The organism is Desulfogranum aggregans (assembly GCF_055398265.1).
Map to the genome: position 1 here is coordinate 103,147 of NZ_AP042447.1, position 16,105 is coordinate 119,251.

A 16,105-nucleotide genomic window follows, 5' to 3' on the forward strand; every position below is an offset into this window, starting at 1 on the left:
TCCGGGGATGCCCTGATTTAAATCCACAGATACAACGAAACCTCTTGTCCACGGAGGTCTCTGCAGCATGCAACCTCAAGAAGGGTGATCCGCTCACCCCGGCTGCATGCCGGTACGACGATGTATGTGTACCTCGTTTCAGGCAGGTCTTCTGACTTTCGGATCATCCTTTATGCTGCGCCTTCCCGTTGTTTGGTCAACAGTGGCATTAATGCAGCATTTTGTCCCCGATTACAGCGGCGGGCCCGTCCCAGAGTCTCACTGGGTTCCCTTGAGCTTGCGTGCAAGCACCTGAAACGGAGAAAATCTAACCGCAAATGGTGGAACAAGTCAAATGAAAAAGCAGAGGAATTTCATGCTGCTACATGGTGGTACGGGCGGATGGTGGGCTGGCGCGGCTGCACTCCCTGCGGGAGTGGTTTCAGCAGCAGGGATATCTAGCCTTGATTGTTGATTGTTTTCGGCCTGATAACCTCAGTTTGACCGAGACAGTGGTGACCATGGCCGGATTACTGAAGTTGGTGGTGGTCGACCTGAGTGGGGCGAGTGCACCGGCTGAACTTCAGGCCATCCTTGCCCAGGTGAAGAAACTGGTGCTGGCATTTGGCGACGGGTACGCCCTGTTTCCGGACCTGGAGGATCAGGTACATGTGCTGCACAGTGAACAAGGGGAGCGTGGCCTGTTCTAAGGGCTGGAGGAGAAGCTGATCATCAATAGCACGGAAAGATCGTGGTATTGCCTATTTCTTGCTTGACAATCTGCCTGACAGCTTTAGTATAGAAAAAATTGCTCTACACCTTACTTCGACTGAATATGATACTTCGCCTCGCTCTACTTCTGCTACACAATGCACTGCTACCCGATACCGTGGCAGATGAGGGCGCTGTCTGTTAAGAGCGAAAAAGAATTGATCCCTTAAAGCCACGGTTTATGTAAACCGTGGCTTTTTTTTTGTTTTTTTGACTTCTGTATACCTGGAGATGCCCATGGATCCCTTAAAAACCAAGAAATACCGTCCCTATCCGTTGGTTAACCTGCCTGATCGCTCCTGGCCATCGGCGATCATTGATACTGCTCCTATCTGGTGCAGCGTCGATCTGCGGGACGGCAATCAGGCGCTTGTACAGCCGATGAACCTTGAGGAAAAAATGGAGCTGTTCAAGCTGCTGACCGACATAGGATTCAAGGAGATTGAAGTAGGGTTCCCGGCAGCGTCTCAGATTGAGTATGATTTCATGCGTATGCTGATTGAGGAGGGTAAGATTCCCGACGGAGTAACCATTCAGACCCTTACCCAATCCAGGGAACCGCTCATCAAGAGGACCTTTCAGTCCCTTGAAGGTGCCAAAGAGGCTATCCTCCACCTCTATAACTCCACTTCCACCCTGCAGCGGGATGTGGTGTTTAAAATGGACAGGAAACAGATTATTGCCCTCGGAGTTGCCGGCGCCAGGCTGATTCATCAGCTGGCCAAGGATACCGACGTACGTATTCGCTACCAGTATTCGCCGGAGAGCTTCACCGGTACGGAGCTTGATTTCGCCCTGGAGATATGTGAAGCCGTCATGGATGTGTGGGAACCGACTCCTGAGAATCCGGTCATCCTCAACCTGCCTGCCACGGTGGAGATGTCGACTCCCAATATCTACGCCGATCAGATAGAATGGTTCTGCCGAAACCTCACCAGCAGGGACTGTGCCCTTATCAGTCTGCACGGCCATAACGATCGGGGTACCGCGGTGGCCGCCACCGAGCTTGCGTTGATGGCCGGGGCGGATAGAGTGGAAGGGACCCTGTTCGGCAATGGCGAACGGACCGGGAATGTTGATCTGGTGACCCTTGCCCTCAACCTGTTTACCCAGGGGGTAAACCCCGGACTTGATCTGTCCAATATCAATAAGGTGATCAACGTGTATGAGCGGTGCACCAAAATGAGTGTGCATCCCCGTCATCCCTATGCCGGGGAGTTGGTGTACACAGCCTTTTCCGGTTCTCACCAGGATGCTATCAATAAAGGTATGGATGCGGTATCGGGAGATAGCGATGGCCAATGGGCCGTCCCTTATCTGCCCATTGATCCGGAAGATGTCGGACGTACCTATGAGTCGATCATCCGCATCAATTCACAATCCGGTAAGGGCGGTGTGGCCTATGTGATGGACAATGAATTCGGTTTCAAGCTGCCCAAGGAGATGCATCCGGGGTTTGGGCGGGTAGTGCAGGAGATTGCCGATAGTTACGGTGATGAGTTAAGCTCGGAGATGATCTACCATGCCTTTGAAAAAGAGTATCTTTTTTCCCGCAACGGCTATGCCCTGAAGGCCTTCAACGTGCTCAAACGGCACCTGGATAATGACGAGGAGCTTTCAACCGCTGAAGTGGAAGCCATGCTTGAAGTTCATGGTGAGCAAATCTGGGTGGAAGCTGTCGGCAACGGACCGTTGGATGCGCTCTGTACCGGGTTGCGTAAGGCTCTGGATCTTGATTTTACCCTCCATGCCTATCATGAGCACGCCCTCACCCGCGGCAGCTCGTCGAAAGCAGTCACCTATATTGAGATTTATGACCAGGACCATGAAAGCTGGTGGGGCGCCGGGGTGGATACCGATATCATCATTTCTTCGGTCAAAGCGTTGCTCAGTGCACTGAACCGATCGGCAAACAAGGCGGCTGGCCATTAATGGTTTACGTTTACAGAGGGGAGTGGTTGTGTCCTTGTTAGATTCTTTTAACACCGTTTTCCAGATCGTTACCGATTGGCTGTTGATCATCCTCGGGTTACTGCTGATCGTGGTGGCTGCCCGGGCCATTGATGTCGAGATGGTTAAGTATGGGGTGATTGCGTTCGGTGGGTTGCTCTCGGCTACCGGGTTCTGGTTCCGGTATCGACGGGTCAAAGGGGCCCGCAGGAAGAAGTCCTGATTGATTGGTTGGCCATGCTGATGGAGGTGCTTGCTTCTCTCTTGTAAACAATCGGATTATTCAGGATAGCCACAATAAATATTTGGTTGCGCGATGTTTCTTCTCTTTCAGTGGCCAACAACGGAACACGTCGCTTCCTTCCATGGTTAATGGAAAGGTACGTCCCTGGAGGAGGAGTCAGTCGAGCTGCAGGAACCGTAGAATAAATGCGGCCATCTCATCCGTCTGTTCGGTGGAGAAATGCGGCAATCCTTGCACCGGTTCATCGCTGACTACTGCGACTACATTGTCCACCTGGAGGTGGAGGTAATCCGAGCCTTGCCGGTGGACTTCGATTTTTGGTACCTCCGATGTATGCTTGAACCCCTCGGCCACGACCAGGTCCGCCCGGTCACCGTACCTTGCTGCCAGTAGGAGGAGGTCTCTGACAGGGACGGTGGTCCTCAACATCAGCTGGTCAGGAGCAACTAAGGCCACACTCTGTGCGCCTGCTCGTGCGTAGGTGTGGGTGTCGGTGCCGGGGGTGTCCAGTTCGATGCCGGTTTCCTTGGTCGATTTGATCACGCATACCGCAAACCCCTGTTCGGCAAGACGGGCGACCACCCGGGCGGCCAGAGTGGTTTTACCGGAATTGTGCCATCCGATAAAGCTGATAAGAGGAGGGGTACTCATCAGTTCGCCCCTTTTTCTAATAAAAAGGGAGCATACCGTTTATCGGTTTTCATGATGTGGTCGATGAGCCAGTCTTTGAGAAAGACGAGCAGGTCGGTATCGACTTCCGATGATCCTGCCCTGAACTGGCGCTGGAAGGCAACCACCTGACTGACCAGGGTGGCATGCTCCTCCCTGTGTTCCTCGGCTTCCGGATAGCTGTAGTGGTCAAACAGTTGTTCTTCAGTTTGAAAATGTTTTCCGGTGTAAGCGATTAACTCGTCGAGAATGGTGCCCACCTCGGCGCGGGAGGAATGGTTGAGGGTAAGCCGGTGAAGGCTGTTTACCAGTTCAACCAGTCGTTTGTGCTGCCCGTCAATCGAGTCTATACCTGTAGCGAGTTTGTCCATCCACGCTATGAGTTCTTTTCCTGCAGCTGCTGATTCGCTTTGTGCGGCCGGCGTCTTGCCGAGTTGAAAACGGTTTGTTTCGTTCTGCAGCTCCTCAACCACTCCAGAGAGCATTTCTGCACTGATTTCAACCCGTACGCTGCACTGGCGAGAATTGTCGGTCAGGCTGCTTACGCTGTTGATTTCCTCGGCGATTTCTCGTGATACCGCGCTGCTCTGGGCAACATTGTCGCTGACCTCGCCGATCCCCTGGGCTGCGGAGTGGATATTCTCGGCCACGGTGGCTGCTGTTGCGCTTTGGGTCTCGACAGCCGAGGCAATGGAGGTGACGATATCATTCACATCGGTGATGACGGTGGAAATGCGTGTTATTTCCGACACCGTGTCGTCAGTCGAGTTTTGGATGCCTTCGATTTTAGCTCTAATTTCTCCGGTAGCCTCTGCGGTCTGCTTTGCCAGTTCCTTGATTTCGTTGGCTACCACGGCAAAGCCTTTTCCCGCCTCGCCGGCCCGGGCTGCTTCAATGGTTGCATTGAGCGCCAGCAGGTTGGTCTGTTCGGAGATATCGGTAATAACCCCGGTTACCTGTGAGATTTCTCTGGCTGCGACCCCCAGTGCATTGACCTTGGTGGAAGAGGCATGTACATGGGATACCGCTTCTTCGGTGATGGCCGCTGCCCGATCAGTGTTGACTGCAATGTCATCCATGGCCCTGGTCATGTCTTCAATGGCCAGCGAGACCGCCTGTACATTGCCGGCAGTTTGTTCGCTGGCCTGGGAGACCGTGCCGACATTCACGCTCATTTCCTCGGCCGCGGCCGCCACGGCCGCAGTTTTTTGGGCTGAGAGTTCGGCATCCCTGCTCATTTCATGGGCGGCTGCACCAAGGGTTGCTGACATATCCTCCATCCGTTGCCCCTCTGTGAGGAGCTTGCCAATCAATGTCTGCAGGCTGGTAACCATATGCTGCAACGAAGCCTGCAGGCTCGCCTGGTCGACTTTCGTTCGCTCTGGAAAGGAAATGTCCAGGTTGCCCTCGGCAATACTTTTGGCCATGGCAACCATTGCCGAAGGTTCTCCGCCCAATCGGCGAAGAATAGAGCGGGCATTGAGGAGCTGAATGATGAGGACGACTGCAAGGCAGAGGCCCGTTCCAGCGAGCAGGTATCCCCTGGTTGCGCCAACAATCTCATGGCTTTTCGTGGTGAGTTGACCAATGGTGTCTCTGGCATCCTGGGTTGTACCTTGCTGCAGGGTTCCGATGGATTGATCCAGTGAAGCAAGGATAGATTGCGCTTCCCTGTCGATGAGCTGCTCAACCTCTTTCTGGTTTGCGGCGACCAGTTCGTCCAGGAGCTTGTTGGTTGAGGCTGCCGCCTGCTGGGATTGGGAGATATCCAACGCCAGGAACACAGCACCCATCACTTCATCATCAACCGTGATCTGATGATTGGCAACCAGCAGGTCGTCTTTGCCCATGGCTTCCAGGATAATGGCTTTGGGGTTGGGCATGCCCTGTGCGGGGAGCAGTTCCCGCATGCGTTTATTTTCCAGGTTGACCGTACGGGTCAGCGGCTGTTTTTGGCTGTCGAGGAAAAAGACAAAAACCAGCTGGTCGTCCTGTAAGGCCTGTTGGGCATATCCTTCCAGGGTAGAGTAATCCTCCATGATGACTGCCGGTCGGCCAAGCTGGCCAAGCAGCTTGGCCTGAGCGTGCGCCTTTTCTTCTTCCAGGTCGGAGATTTTCTGGTTCATGATCTGGGTGACCCTGGTAAGGCTCTCCCGGGTGGAACTGGTCACCGTCTCCTGTACCGTGGCGTTCATCGCCGCCAGCTTGTGTTGTTCCGTGTCAGCGAATTGCTGCATGTTGTTATCAATGGTTGAGCGTACCCCCTCAAAGGAATCACCGATCAATTGCCGAAGCTGGGTGGTTGCACTGTTTTGGGCTATCACTGTAACGGAAACGACCGCTCCCAGGGTCAGGACAAGAGCGAGTGCAACCGGAGCAATAAGCTGGAGGCGAAAATTATGGCGAAACAACGAGCCGATCATAGGTTGGTCTCCTGAAATATACATATAAATGGTACCTGGGGTCGATTTTATCACAGGCGGGCTGACTGGTGAAATGAATTCCTCAGCTTTTTCCCAAAGCGCTCTTCTGCGATGAACGACCGGGGAGGGGAGATTGTCCCTGTCTAAAAGTACCAGGTGAGTATCAGGTAGAGTTGGGTGGATCTGTTGGTGGTGACTTCCCTCGCAGGAAGGGTGATGGTACCGAATTCACTGTCCGTCCCGTCCATCGGAATGGTGCAGCCGGCGAGCAACTGCAGTGAGGAGGAGATACTCCGGTCCACTCGTGGCTGGAGCAGCAAGGCCCCTGTCTGCCTTGGCCAGGTCGTCGTTGGAGAAATCCGAGTCCATGCACGATAGGCTCATCATGGACGGCGGCAACTTGATGCCCCGGTTGATTTCCGGGTTAAAGGTCCACATTTCCCTTCCCTTTTTCAAAGTACCGTTGCCTGCATCCTTGGGTGGCGCCAGGACAAAAACAGACCGTTGCGTCGGCCTTTGGTCCAGCCTTTCATGCGCATGGATCGCTCAAAGTCAGGACGGTGGATGGTGAGGGTGAAGGTGGCGATGGAGCGGGTACCACGCCAGTGGTCAATGGCATGCTCAGGGATGGCAAGCGCTTTGTCGGCCGATTGTTCGGCGAGCACAGGGGGACGTACCACAGAATAGAGCAGCAGAAGGCGGTGAGCAATCGAAAAAAGAAAGCGGTTTCAGGATAAAACGCATGGCAGCCACTTCTTGCATGTAGATGCTGCATGCTACACCGGTTTTCCCTCCAGATCAACCAGGATGGCGTGCATTTCCTTGGGGCCATGGGCGCCAAGAACCATGTGTGCTTCGATGTCCGCTGTTTTGGATGGTCCGGTGATAAAGACCAGGGAGTCCGGCAACGAGGTGCTCTGGAGTTGCTGATAGGCCTGCTCCAGGTTGAGCAGCAGTCGATGGATGGGGAGAAGGGCAATATGAATGGAAGGAACCAGCGAGGTCGACCGGGGACGGCCGGGAGCCGTCAAATGAAGAAGGGTGGCGGATTCTGCCACGCCCCAGTCGGCTGCGGTGATGCCGATGAAGCTGTTCATGGTGTGCTGCCTGACTGTGGCTGCATCGCCTACGCTGCGATGGAGGGGAATGTCTAAAGCAGCCAGCATCGATTCCAATTGCAGGGCATCAATATCCGGATGCGCATGGGCGATAATCTCTTTTCGGGCAGTGAATTCAAGCTTGCCAGCCGTAGCGATGGTTCCAATCGTGGCAGCAGCGGCCTGCCACCCGGAGCAGAGGTGGGTAAGGAGGTTGAGTGGCCTGGCCTGCTCCATGAACAGCTGTACCGGCTGGTGCTGTCCTGTGTTGTCATGACTGTCGACCGGGTAGGTCGTCTCACCTTGAAATCGCACCAGTTCGGAAAAGCTAGTGGCTGTTCGCTGCGGGTGACCGGCGCAGATTCGGCGTAAGCGTGCGAGCGGTTCCGGGTGGGCGTTCATCGGGACCTCCGTTGTTTTCCGGGATTGATGGATCGCCTGCTTACTCTCTGCTGCCAACGATCCCTGAACGAAGAAGAGGCGATGGGCGGCAGGTCGCGTGTGGCTGTCCATCCCCTGCCTTTTCCCGGTAGGTTGGAGCATGTATGATTCCGATTGAGAAAGGGCCGTTGGAGTATGCCCGCCGCCCGGATCAAGAAATGGTAGAGACGGGGACGACGAATCATATGGCTCCAGAGACGAAAAAAACGCTGTTCCTTTGGGTTATGGGGCGCTACTCCCCAGTGCGCGTCACCGTAGGCCAGTTTATGGCGCAGGGCGGAGAGCATTCGCGGGAGATCGTTATCCACCGGGCACACCTCGCGGCAGGCACCGCACAGGGTTTCTCCTTTGCACAGGTCCGCGAATTCATTGACCCCGAACAGGAGCGGGGTTATCACTGCACCGATGGGGCCGCTGTAGGGCGAAGCGTAGGCGTGTCCGCCGATCCGTCCGTAGACCGGACAAATATTGAGACAGGCGCCGCAGCGAATGCAGGAGAGCACTTCCTGAAACTCCGGGTCACCGAGAATCTTTGAGCGACCATTGTCAATAATCACCAGATGGAATTGTTCCGGCCCGTCCGGTTCCTCCTCCCCGGCAGGTCCGCCGAGAAAGCTCACATAGGTGGAGAGGTCCTGGAGGGCGGCGCCCCGGGTGAGCAGCTGCAGCAGCGATTGATGCTCGGCCAGGGTGGAGGCCACCCGCTCCATGCCCATGAGTGCCACATGGATTTTCGGCATAGTGGTTGCCATCCGGATATTGCCTTCATTGGAAACCAGCGAGACGTGGCCGGTTTGGGCGCAGGCGATATTGCAGCCGGTGATGCCCATGTCCGCGGAAAGCAGTTTTTGGCGCAGAGCTGTCCGCGCAGCCTGAGTCAGGGTAGGCGGATCATCGGTGTAATCAATCCCCAGCCGGTCGGCAAAGAGACTGCCGATCTGTTCCCGGTCAAGATGGATGCAGGGGGCGATGATGTGCGAGGCGGTGTCCTGGTTAAGCTGGACAATGTACTCGCCCAGGTCGGTCTCCGTTACTTCGATTCCGGCCTGCTCAAGCGCCTGATCCACGCCAATTTCCGCCGATGTCATGGATTTTCCTTTGACCACCTGCCGTACCCGGTTGTCCTGGGCCACCTTGAGCACGTAGCGTGTTGCATCTTCGGCTGTTTCGGCAAAGTAGACCCGGCCGCCTCGACCTTCAACATTGGCGGTCAGTTCTTCCAGAACGAGGTCGAGGTGTGCCAGGGTCGACGTGCGTCGTTGTTTGACCTTTTGTCGCAGGAATGGGTCATCCAGTGATTCCCAGATGCGAAGGGCTCCCTGGCCGAAACGTCCTTGCATGCCACGGAGGCTTTTTTGCAGGCAGGGGTTGTTGAGTCCGTCATGGGCAAGACGGGCGTAGGCAGAGGAAGAATGATTTTTAGCCACGGTTCTTCCCTCCGCCTGGCGCCAGTAGCTGGGCAATGTGCAGCACCTGGACATCTTCACCCCGACGGGAAACGCGGCCCTGGATATTCATCAGGCAACTGATGTCGCAACCGGTTACTGTATCTGCCCCGCTTGCCAGGATGGCATCGATCTTGTCATCCACCATGGCCGTGGATATCTCCGGATAATGGACGGCAAAGGTGCCGCCAAAACCGCAGCAGCGGTCACTGACCGCCATCTCCACCAGCTCGAGTCCACGGACATTGTTGAGCAGCTGTCGGGGTTGCTGCCTGATGCCCAGTTCTCTGGCAAGATGGCAGGAGTCGTGATAGGTCACACGACCTGGGTAGACAGCCCCGGTGTCGGTGACGCCAAGGACATCGATCAGGTATTCGGTCAATTCAAAGGTACGTTTACCAACGGACTCGGCGCGGGTGAGCAGGCGGGGATCGTCTTGAAAAAGGGATGGGTAGTGATGACGAACCATGTGCACGCAGGACCCGCTGGGGCAGACAATGACCTCGGCCTGGTCAAATACATTGAGAAAATGTTGCGCGGCTGCGGCAGCCTCACGACGGTAGCCGCTGTTGAATGGAGGCTGGCCGCAGCAGGTCTGGTCAGCGGGGTAATCAACCGGGACAGCGAGATGGTCGAAGAGGTCAACCATGGCTTCCCCAACAGCAGGAAACATGGAGTCAACCAGGCATGGAATAAAGAGGGTAACGGTTGGAGGATGGGACATATTACGGCTCCTGACCGGTTATTTCGGCCAGCAAAGAAAGAATAACACCAATACCAAGAGGTGCGAGGCATGTATTGCGCGACATGTGCGGGCTAAACCTACACCGAAAGCGGCACATGATAAACACAAACGGCATTTTGGGCAAAGAAAAGATGCATCGGGAAAAGGGAGGCCGCACCGGTCATTGGCAGGAGGGGGTACAAGGGAGAAAGAGTGTGGCAATCGGCCTTTTGTCTTATGATTGCAACAAGATACTGGAATGAATCAGACGATGGAGTTCGAACGACGCTGTCTGGTGAGCTGATCTGCAGCCGGTGGTCGGGACAGGGCGGGACCGTCAGTTTTTTTATTGAGGTGTATTTTCAAGGGTGTCCCAGATAAGTCGGGGATCAAAAGATTCAGCCGCGAACATGGTGATAACCACAACCAGAGCAAAAAACAAGGCACCCATACCTGCGGCAATATTGGCCAATGCTCCTAAATGGACCAGGGCAACCAGAATAGTAATGACAAATATATCAAGCATGGACCAGCGGCCAATGGCCTCAGTAAGGTGGTAGAGGCGGGTGAGATCGACAGGGCGCCAGTTCCAACGTAACTGTACAGAAAGCAGTAAGAGGATGAGGATAGCGAGCTTGAGCAACGGGACAAATACACTGGCAATAAAAATGATCAGTGCAATCGGCCAGCTTCCGGAGTGGATAAAATAAATCACACCACTTAAGATGGTGTCCGACTGGACCATGCCAATGGAGGTTGTATAGGTGACAGGTAATATGTTGGCAGGGATATAGAAAATGAAAGCCGCAATAACAAGGGCCCAGGTGCGGGCGATACTCTCTGGCTTGCGACTGGTCACGGTTGCGCCGCAACGAGGGCAGGTGCCTTTGTTTTGAGACAGCTTACTCACCAGATGACAGCGATGGCAGGAGGCTAATCCTGCTTTTCTGGCGGTTATGCTCGAATTCTTCAGGAATGCTCGATTTTTTTCCATATCAGATGATTATCTAAGGTCACGGTCATGGCAGAAAGCACAAAAATGAGCGCAAGGAAAGCATAGAGCGCCACTCCTGGAATAATGGTTGCCATTTTCATCAGCTTAACTGCGGAAACCAATATCCCTAACATAAAGATTTCCAACATTCCCCATGGCTTGAGCAGAAAATACAATCGAAAAACAGGAGCAAGCATTGGCGGGACGCTACCTGCCCGTAACGGTATCAAAATGTAGAGCATGCAGGCCAGGTGGACCGCCGGTACGATGAAGACGGTAAACAGGACCAAGCTGGCGAGAATATACATATCCTGCTGATACAGTTGATAAATGCCTGTGGTAAGCGTGGTTTCCCGCAGCTGTGCACCAATTTTGAATCCCAGAAAGGGATGAGTATTGGCGATCAGGAAAAAAATGGCGCCAGCCACCGCAAAAGCGAGCGAGCGATTGATGCTGTCCCGCTTTGGCCGATACAGGGGAGTGCCGCAACGTGAACAGCGGGCAGCACCGCCAAGGGGGACTTTTCCAACCCGGTGCAAGAGGTCACATGCATGGCAGGCAATGAGGTGATCAGACATTTTTCCTGTCCTTATAACGGGGGAAGTACAGAGCGCCTTGATACGCCATGAGCACATGCTCAACGTCTGGTAACGTACTGCATGTTTTTCTGCGATGAGAGAGAAGTGCCAATAGTCTTTCCCTGGTGTTTGAGGCCGGTTTCCTGGCTAAGTATACTGTTTTTTCGGCAGAGGTCAAAACTTAAACCCCTACCACGTAGTGGATTGCGTAAGACCTTTTCCTGCATGACCTTGCCATTATCCAGGGCAGATTCTTTATCTTTACAAGAAATGCTGGCAGATATTCGGAGCGTTGCCGCGTGTGTGCTCCTGCACCTGGAAACTTATTGCAGGGTGGTGTGTTTCTGCATGAGCCCGGTGAAGGCATCCAGGAGCTGATTAATTCGCTGTCTGAATATTATTTCATATGCGAGCAGGTAGCAGGCGCTGGCCAGATACGACAGGCATATGCCTGGGATAACCCCGAGGATAGGATAGGAAAAGTGGATACAGATTGCGAACAGGACTAATGCCAGCATTCCTTGCGGCAGTTCACGAAAGACCGTATTGATGATGCCCGGACCGTAATGGATATGGAGAATGACAACGGTGGGCAGAATGGTGGTGGGAAAGGCAGAAAAAAGACCGGACCACTGGGGACCGATGAGGGTCGCGGTGCCGGTAACCAGAAGAATAACCAGGGCGGCAGCCAGCGCCCGACAACCGATGATCAGGGGCGTCAGTTGCACCTGCTGTTTTAAGGCTGCAAAGGGGAATAGACGAAAAAGGACAGCGGCCGCAGGGAGGGCCAGTGCCACCAACAGATTGCGCAGGCGGATATCTTCCGGAAAGCACCGCATGATCAGCAGCGCGGTAGCGAAATACGCGGCAAGAGCAAAAAGCACAGAAGTAATGATCCCGGGCAGCCGGGGAAGTCTTTGTATTCTGGTTGCCCCATTATAGGCCATGCAGAATCCAAGGGAGGCAAGCACTCCCTGGATGGACCAGAGGGCACTCTCAGCAGCAAAAAAAGGACCCTGTTCCAGGCCAATGAAGAACAGGGCCAAACCAAGCCCGAGGGGGAAACCGAGCAGCACCCCGGCAAATCGCGGCGAAAGCCGTTCGGCAACCCAGGTGACCGCTACCACCATCAGGGCGGAAATTACGATTTTCCATCCTATCAGCAACACGTTGGCTCACATTAATCCCAAGACCCGGGGGATGAACAGGGAGAGGGAAGGAAAGACCACCACCACCACCAGGGCGATGATCATTGCCGCGACCATAGGGATCACCGCTTTAAAGGTATCTTCAATGCGGATGTGGGCCAGCTGCGTGGTGACATAGAGATTGACCGCGACCGGTGGAGTGAATTGGCCGATGGCAAGGTTCAGGGTCATAACCACGCCAAACCATACCGGATCCCACTGGTAGTGGATGATGATCGGCATAAAAATCGGAAGAAAGATATAAAAGATGGAAATCGCGTCAATAAGCATCCCGCCGATAAAGATCAGCAGGTTGATCAGGATAAGCACTACCCATTCATTCTGACTTATTCCCATCAGCATACCGGCAAAAGTGTCCAGTATCCCGACCGTTGATCCGGCCCAGGAAAAAAGGCCGGCAAAGGCGACAATCAGCATGACAATGGCAGAAGCCTCAGAGGCCTCAACCAGGATGGCGTAGAAAGAGGAAAGGCTGAGGGTCCGATAGATGACAAACCCCAGCAGTAAACTGTAGAAGACAGCAACTACTGCAGCTTCCGTGGGGGTGAAGATGCCGCCGTACAGTCCGCCCAGGATGATTACCGGAGCCAGCAGCCCCCAGAACGCCTCCCGAAAAGAGGTGAGCAGGCTTTCCTTGTTTTTTTCCGTTTCGGTTACCGCACCATAGCCTTTTTTCCGAGCAACCCACACGGCCGGGATCAGCAGGGAGAGCCCGGCGAGGAAACCGGGAACAGCCCCGGCCGCAAAAAGGGCGGGAACCGAGGTGTTGGTAATGGCACCATAGATGATCAGGGCAATGGAGGGGGGAACGATGATAGCCGTTGACCCGGCTGCGGCAATAAGGGCGGCACTGTAGCCACGACTATACCCCTGGGCATACATTGCCGGAATGAGGATTGCGCCTATGGCGGCAGCGTCTGCCGGGCCGGAACCGGAAACACCACCAAAGAAAACGCACACCGCGATGGCAACAATGGCCAGGCCTCCCTTGCGCCTGCCCACAAGCAGGTTAGCGAAGTGAATGATGCGCTGGGAGATGCCGCAGCGCTCAAGAATAAAGCCGGCAAGGATAAACAGTGGAATGGCCAGCAGCGGAAACTTGGCGATGCCGGCAAAAAAATTGGGTGCAATCACCGGCGTGCCGAGATCAGCCGCCCATATGACAAAGAAGGTCGGCAGCCCAATGGAGAGCGCAATGGGTGCACCGGCCAGCAGGAGGGTAAAAAAACCGACAAACAGCAGGATTCCCATTATTTTTTCTCCCGAAAATCTTGAACCGTGGCGATCGCCATCCGCAGAACGATCAGTGTGCAGCCAATGGGGATGCAGGCCGTGTACCACCATTGCGGTAGACCGAGTGATTCTGAGGTGATCTCCAGCAGTCGTTCATCAAGCAATTGGCGGTACCCAAGATACCCAAGACAGGAAAAGAGCAGGATGCCGGCAATGGAAATGACGAGATTCAGCCAGCGGCGGGCACTGTGGGGTAACTTCTCTTGAAAAAACAGCATCCGCAGGTGGCGGCGTCGGCGAAAGGCACAGGATGTGCCAAAAAGGGTCAGCCAGACCAGGGCATTTATTTCAAGCTCCTCAGTGAAGGCCAGCGGGTATTCAAAGAGGTAACGGGTAATGACATTGGCAAAAGCCAGGCAGGCCATACCTGCAAGAAGCGTGGCGCCGAGCACCTCCTCCAGGTGCCCGGCCAGCCATTGAAAATGTGTACGCATGATTTATTATTGTGCAGCCTCTATTGCTTTTTCCGCCTTGGCAACAAGGTCGGCACCTACTTTTTCCACCCATTTATCATAGACCGGCTGGGTTTGTTGACGAAAGACCATGCGCGCCTGCTGATCCAGTTCAACAACTTCCATGCCGTTGCTGCGCAGTGTTTCCAGGGCACTCAGGTCTGGAGCGATGAGTCCCTTGCGGACGATAGCTCGTTGCTGAGCGGCGGCTTCTTTTGCGGCCTGGCGGATGATTTCCTGGTCTTCGGGGGTGAAGCTGGCCATTACCTTGTTATTGACAGTGAGCATCAGCGGGTCAATGACATAACGCCAGATGGTGGCATACTGGTGGAACTGCCAGATCTTTACCGGTATTTCGATAGCTACCACCGGGTTTTCCTGGCCATCGACAACACCCTGCTGGAAGGCCACCTGGGCATCTCCCCAGTTCATATTGACCGGGTTTGCGCCAAGTGCTTTCATGGTATCAATAAATATCGGTGTGCCGACCACTCGAATTTTCATTCCGTGGAGGTCTTCGGGCTTACGTACCGGGCCTTTGGAGTTGGTCAGCTCACGAAAACCGTTTTCTCCCCATGCAAGCAGGGTCACGCCCTTATCGTGGAGAAGCGTGGCGATTTCTGCCCCAACCTCACCGCCGGTAACCGCATCAAGTGCCTTGTAATCAGGAAAAAAGAAAGGCAGATTGAACAGATTAAGCTGTTTTATAGTGGTGGACCAGTTGATGGTGGAGGCAAAACAGAAATCGGCCACACCCTGGCGGTGGATGAGAAATTCGTTGGTCTGTTTGCCGGCCATCAGAGATGAGGAGGTGTACACTTTGATATTGATGCGTCCGTCGGTCCGTTCGCGGACCAGGTCAGCAAAGGCTGTGGCCCCTGCTCCCCAGGGGAGTTTGGGTCCGACCACTACGCTCATTTTGTATTCTTTCTTGTAGCCCGCAGCCTGTAAGGCCGCGGGAACAAGAAGGGTCGCGGCAAGGAGAAGAAAAAACAGTCGAATGTGTCTGTGCATAATGCCTCCTGAGGAAAAGGTGGAAAGAAAAAGGAGTTAACGGACGACGATGATAGAAGAAAGGGGGGAGGAGGTCAACCCATAATCACCATGAATGAGCAGGAGTCGGTGCTGGTAAAGGCGCAGGAAAGCGAGGAGGAGAAAAGAGGCGTCCGCATGGAGGCCGGATTATTTTCAATCGCCCAGTCGGTTGATTGCCCGGGCAAGTTTTTTTTCAACCACAGGCGGCAGCACCGCATGGTTCTCCCTGCTGATGAGACCGATACAGAGGGAGTCCACAGGCTGAGCACCCATGGTCTTGGCCGCCAGTTTGAGTTCTTTGATGGTGCTGTAAAACACTCTTCCCCACAGTCCGGGTGCTGCACAGGAGGTAAGTACCACTGCTTTTTTACCCTTCAGACCTTTTTTTCTTAATTGAGGGGCATGCATCTCCCAGGGCCAATAGGCATAGACCACCAGCCGTTCCATGAACCGTTTAAACAGCGCGGTTACAGTATAAAAATTGGTGGGTGAAGCAAGGATGTAGCCTTCGGCATGCTCTATCTTCTCGATAAGCTCGCCCATCGCATCGTCCAGGGGGCAGCGTCCGGGCGAGGTTCCCGGCAGTTGGGTGCAGGTTCGGCAATTGGTGCAAAATTCGATGGGGTAATCGCGCAGTTGGAGAACTTCCACCGTCATCCCCTTGGCTTGTGCCTGATGGACAAGCACTTCAATGGCTTGGTCGGTGATCCCGCTGGGTCTATACGATCCATTGATAGCAAGAATATGCAGCATGGCAGCCTGTCGGAGGATGGTGATGTGCATGAAGGAACCGGCATTTTGC

General features: G+C 54.4%; 17 protein-coding genes and 1 riboswitch. Of the genes, 3 read left to right on the plus strand and 14 right to left on the minus strand.

The window, feature by feature from the left end; translation table 11 throughout:
- Positions 1-124: 124 nt before the first annotated feature.
- Positions 125-310: riboswitch (cobalamin riboswitch) on the minus strand.
- Positions 311-365: 55 nt separating this feature from the next.
- The 3 genes from ACZ52Z_RS00455 to ACZ52Z_RS00465 all read left to right on the plus strand — a co-directional run bounded on the left by ACZ52Z_RS00455 (position 366) and on the right by ACZ52Z_RS00465 (position 2,923).
- A complete protein-coding gene (locus ACZ52Z_RS00455) occupies positions 366-689 on the plus strand; it encodes a hypothetical protein (RefSeq protein WP_464268796.1) in 324 nt (107 codons plus the stop codon).
- A gap of 298 nt (positions 690-987) precedes the next feature.
- Positions 988-2,682: a 2-isopropylmalate synthase gene (leuA, locus tag ACZ52Z_RS00460; protein ID WP_464268797.1), complete on the plus strand. Its 1,695-nt coding sequence runs from the start codon at positions 988-990 to the stop codon at positions 2,680-2,682.
- Between the two features lie 28 nt (positions 2,683-2,710).
- A complete protein-coding gene (locus tag ACZ52Z_RS00465; RefSeq protein WP_464268798.1) occupies positions 2,711-2,923 on the plus strand; it encodes a hypothetical protein in 213 nt (70 codons plus the stop codon).
- A gap of 177 nt (positions 2,924-3,100) precedes the next feature.
- Here ACZ52Z_RS00465 and mobB read toward each other — a convergent pair whose 3' ends face one another.
- The 14 genes from mobB to ACZ52Z_RS00535 form a co-directional block, all read right to left on the minus strand.
- Positions 3,101-3,595 carry a molybdopterin-guanine dinucleotide biosynthesis protein B gene (gene mobB / locus ACZ52Z_RS00470; RefSeq protein ID WP_464268799.1) on the minus strand — a complete coding sequence of 165 codons (495 nt, stop codon included), beginning with the start codon at positions 3,593-3,595 and terminating at the stop codon, positions 3,101-3,103.
- Complete coding sequence (locus ACZ52Z_RS00475) at positions 3,595-6,036, minus strand: bacteriohemerythrin (protein ID WP_464268800.1); 2,442 nt, start codon at positions 6,034-6,036, stop codon at positions 3,595-3,597. Before ACZ52Z_RS00475 ends, mobB begins: the two co-directional genes overlap by 1 nt.
- 228 nt (positions 6,037-6,264) lie before the next feature.
- The gene (locus ACZ52Z_RS00480; protein WP_464268801.1) at positions 6,265-6,492 is read right to left on the minus strand and encodes an outer membrane lipoprotein-sorting protein; all 228 of its coding nucleotides are present in this window, start codon (positions 6,490-6,492) and stop codon (positions 6,265-6,267) included.
- Positions 6,489-6,716 (minus strand): hypothetical protein, encoded by a 228-nt coding sequence (locus ACZ52Z_RS00485; RefSeq protein WP_464268802.1) that lies wholly within the window; start codon positions 6,714-6,716, stop codon positions 6,489-6,491. Before ACZ52Z_RS00485 ends, ACZ52Z_RS00480 begins: the two co-directional genes overlap by 4 nt.
- Before the next feature lie 96 nt (positions 6,717-6,812).
- Positions 6,813-7,535, minus strand: coding sequence for a LutC/YkgG family protein (locus ACZ52Z_RS00490; RefSeq protein ID WP_464268803.1), 723 nt, complete (start codon positions 7,533-7,535; stop codon positions 6,813-6,815).
- A complete protein-coding gene (locus ACZ52Z_RS00495; RefSeq protein WP_464268804.1) occupies positions 7,532-9,001 on the minus strand; it encodes a LutB/LldF family L-lactate oxidation iron-sulfur protein in 1,470 nt (489 codons plus the stop codon). The genes ACZ52Z_RS00490 and ACZ52Z_RS00495 overlap by 4 nt, the downstream gene beginning before the upstream one ends.
- Positions 8,994-9,743, minus strand: a complete 750-nt coding sequence (locus tag ACZ52Z_RS00500; protein WP_464268805.1) for a (Fe-S)-binding protein — start codon at positions 9,741-9,743, stop codon at positions 8,994-8,996. The genes ACZ52Z_RS00495 and ACZ52Z_RS00500 overlap by 8 nt, the downstream gene beginning before the upstream one ends.
- Positions 9,744-10,089: 346 nt before the next feature.
- Positions 10,090-10,737, minus strand: coding sequence for a paraquat-inducible protein A (locus ACZ52Z_RS00505; RefSeq protein WP_464268806.1), 648 nt, complete (start codon positions 10,735-10,737; stop codon positions 10,090-10,092).
- Positions 10,713-11,315 carry a paraquat-inducible protein A gene (locus tag ACZ52Z_RS00510; RefSeq protein ID WP_464268807.1) on the minus strand — a complete coding sequence of 201 codons (603 nt, stop codon included), beginning with the start codon at positions 11,313-11,315 and terminating at the stop codon, positions 10,713-10,715. The genes ACZ52Z_RS00505 and ACZ52Z_RS00510 overlap by 25 nt, the downstream gene beginning before the upstream one ends.
- Before the next feature lie 323 nt (positions 11,316-11,638).
- A complete protein-coding gene (locus ACZ52Z_RS00515) occupies positions 11,639-12,484 on the minus strand; it encodes a hypothetical protein (RefSeq protein WP_464268808.1) in 846 nt (281 codons plus the stop codon).
- Between the two features lie 6 nt (positions 12,485-12,490).
- A complete protein-coding gene (locus ACZ52Z_RS00520) occupies positions 12,491-13,774 on the minus strand; it encodes a TRAP transporter large permease (protein WP_464268809.1) in 1,284 nt (427 codons plus the stop codon).
- Entirely contained in the window at positions 13,774-14,250 is a 477-nt protein-coding gene (locus ACZ52Z_RS00525) for a TRAP transporter small permease (protein WP_464268810.1), read from the minus strand. Before ACZ52Z_RS00525 ends, ACZ52Z_RS00520 begins: the two co-directional genes overlap by 1 nt.
- Positions 14,251-14,256: 6 nt before the next feature.
- A complete protein-coding gene (locus ACZ52Z_RS00530) occupies positions 14,257-15,282 on the minus strand; it encodes a DctP family TRAP transporter solute-binding subunit (protein ID WP_464268811.1) in 1,026 nt (341 codons plus the stop codon).
- A gap of 174 nt (positions 15,283-15,456) precedes the next feature.
- On the minus strand, positions 15,457-16,086 hold the full coding sequence (locus tag ACZ52Z_RS00535; RefSeq protein ID WP_464268812.1) for a flavodoxin family protein: 630 nt from the start codon (positions 16,084-16,086) through the stop codon (positions 15,457-15,459).
- Positions 16,087-16,105: the final 19 nt, after the last annotated feature.

Excerpts from the sequence above, each read along its gene's own strand:
- ACZ52Z_RS00455 (WP_464268796.1), top strand. The coding sequence starts at position 366 with ATGGTGGTACGGGCGGATGGTGGGCTGGCGCGGCTGCACTCCCTGCGG.
- ACZ52Z_RS00475 (WP_464268800.1), bottom strand. The coding sequence starts at position 6,036 with ATGATCGGCTCGTTGTTTCGCCATAATTTTCGCCTCCAGCTTATTGCT.
- ACZ52Z_RS00500 (WP_464268805.1), bottom strand. The coding sequence starts at position 9,743 with ATGTCCCATCCTCCAACCGTTACCCTCTTTATTCCATGCCTGGTTGAC.
- ACZ52Z_RS00490 (WP_464268803.1), bottom strand. The coding sequence starts at position 7,535 with ATGAACGCCCACCCGGAACCGCTCGCACGCTTACGCCGAATCTGCGCC.
- mobB (WP_464268799.1), bottom strand. The coding sequence starts at position 3,595 with ATGAGTACCCCTCCTCTTATCAGCTTTATCGGATGGCACAATTCCGGT.
- ACZ52Z_RS00525 (WP_464268810.1), bottom strand. The coding sequence starts at position 14,250 with ATGCGTACACATTTTCAATGGCTGGCCGGGCACCTGGAGGAGGTGCTC.
- ACZ52Z_RS00530 (WP_464268811.1), bottom strand. The coding sequence starts at position 15,282 with ATGCACAGACACATTCGACTGTTTTTTCTTCTCCTTGCCGCGACCCTT.
- ACZ52Z_RS00505 (WP_464268806.1), bottom strand. The coding sequence starts at position 10,737 with ATGGAAAAAAATCGAGCATTCCTGAAGAATTCGAGCATAACCGCCAGA.
- ACZ52Z_RS00520 (WP_464268809.1), bottom strand. The coding sequence starts at position 13,774 with ATGGGAATCCTGCTGTTTGTCGGTTTTTTTACCCTCCTGCTGGCCGGT.
- ACZ52Z_RS00535 (WP_464268812.1), bottom strand. The coding sequence starts at position 16,086 with ATGCACATCACCATCCTCCGACAGGCTGCCATGCTGCATATTCTTGCT.
- ACZ52Z_RS00510 (WP_464268807.1), bottom strand. The coding sequence starts at position 11,315 with ATGTCTGATCACCTCATTGCCTGCCATGCATGTGACCTCTTGCACCGG.
- leuA (WP_464268797.1), top strand. The coding sequence starts at position 988 with ATGGATCCCTTAAAAACCAAGAAATACCGTCCCTATCCGTTGGTTAAC.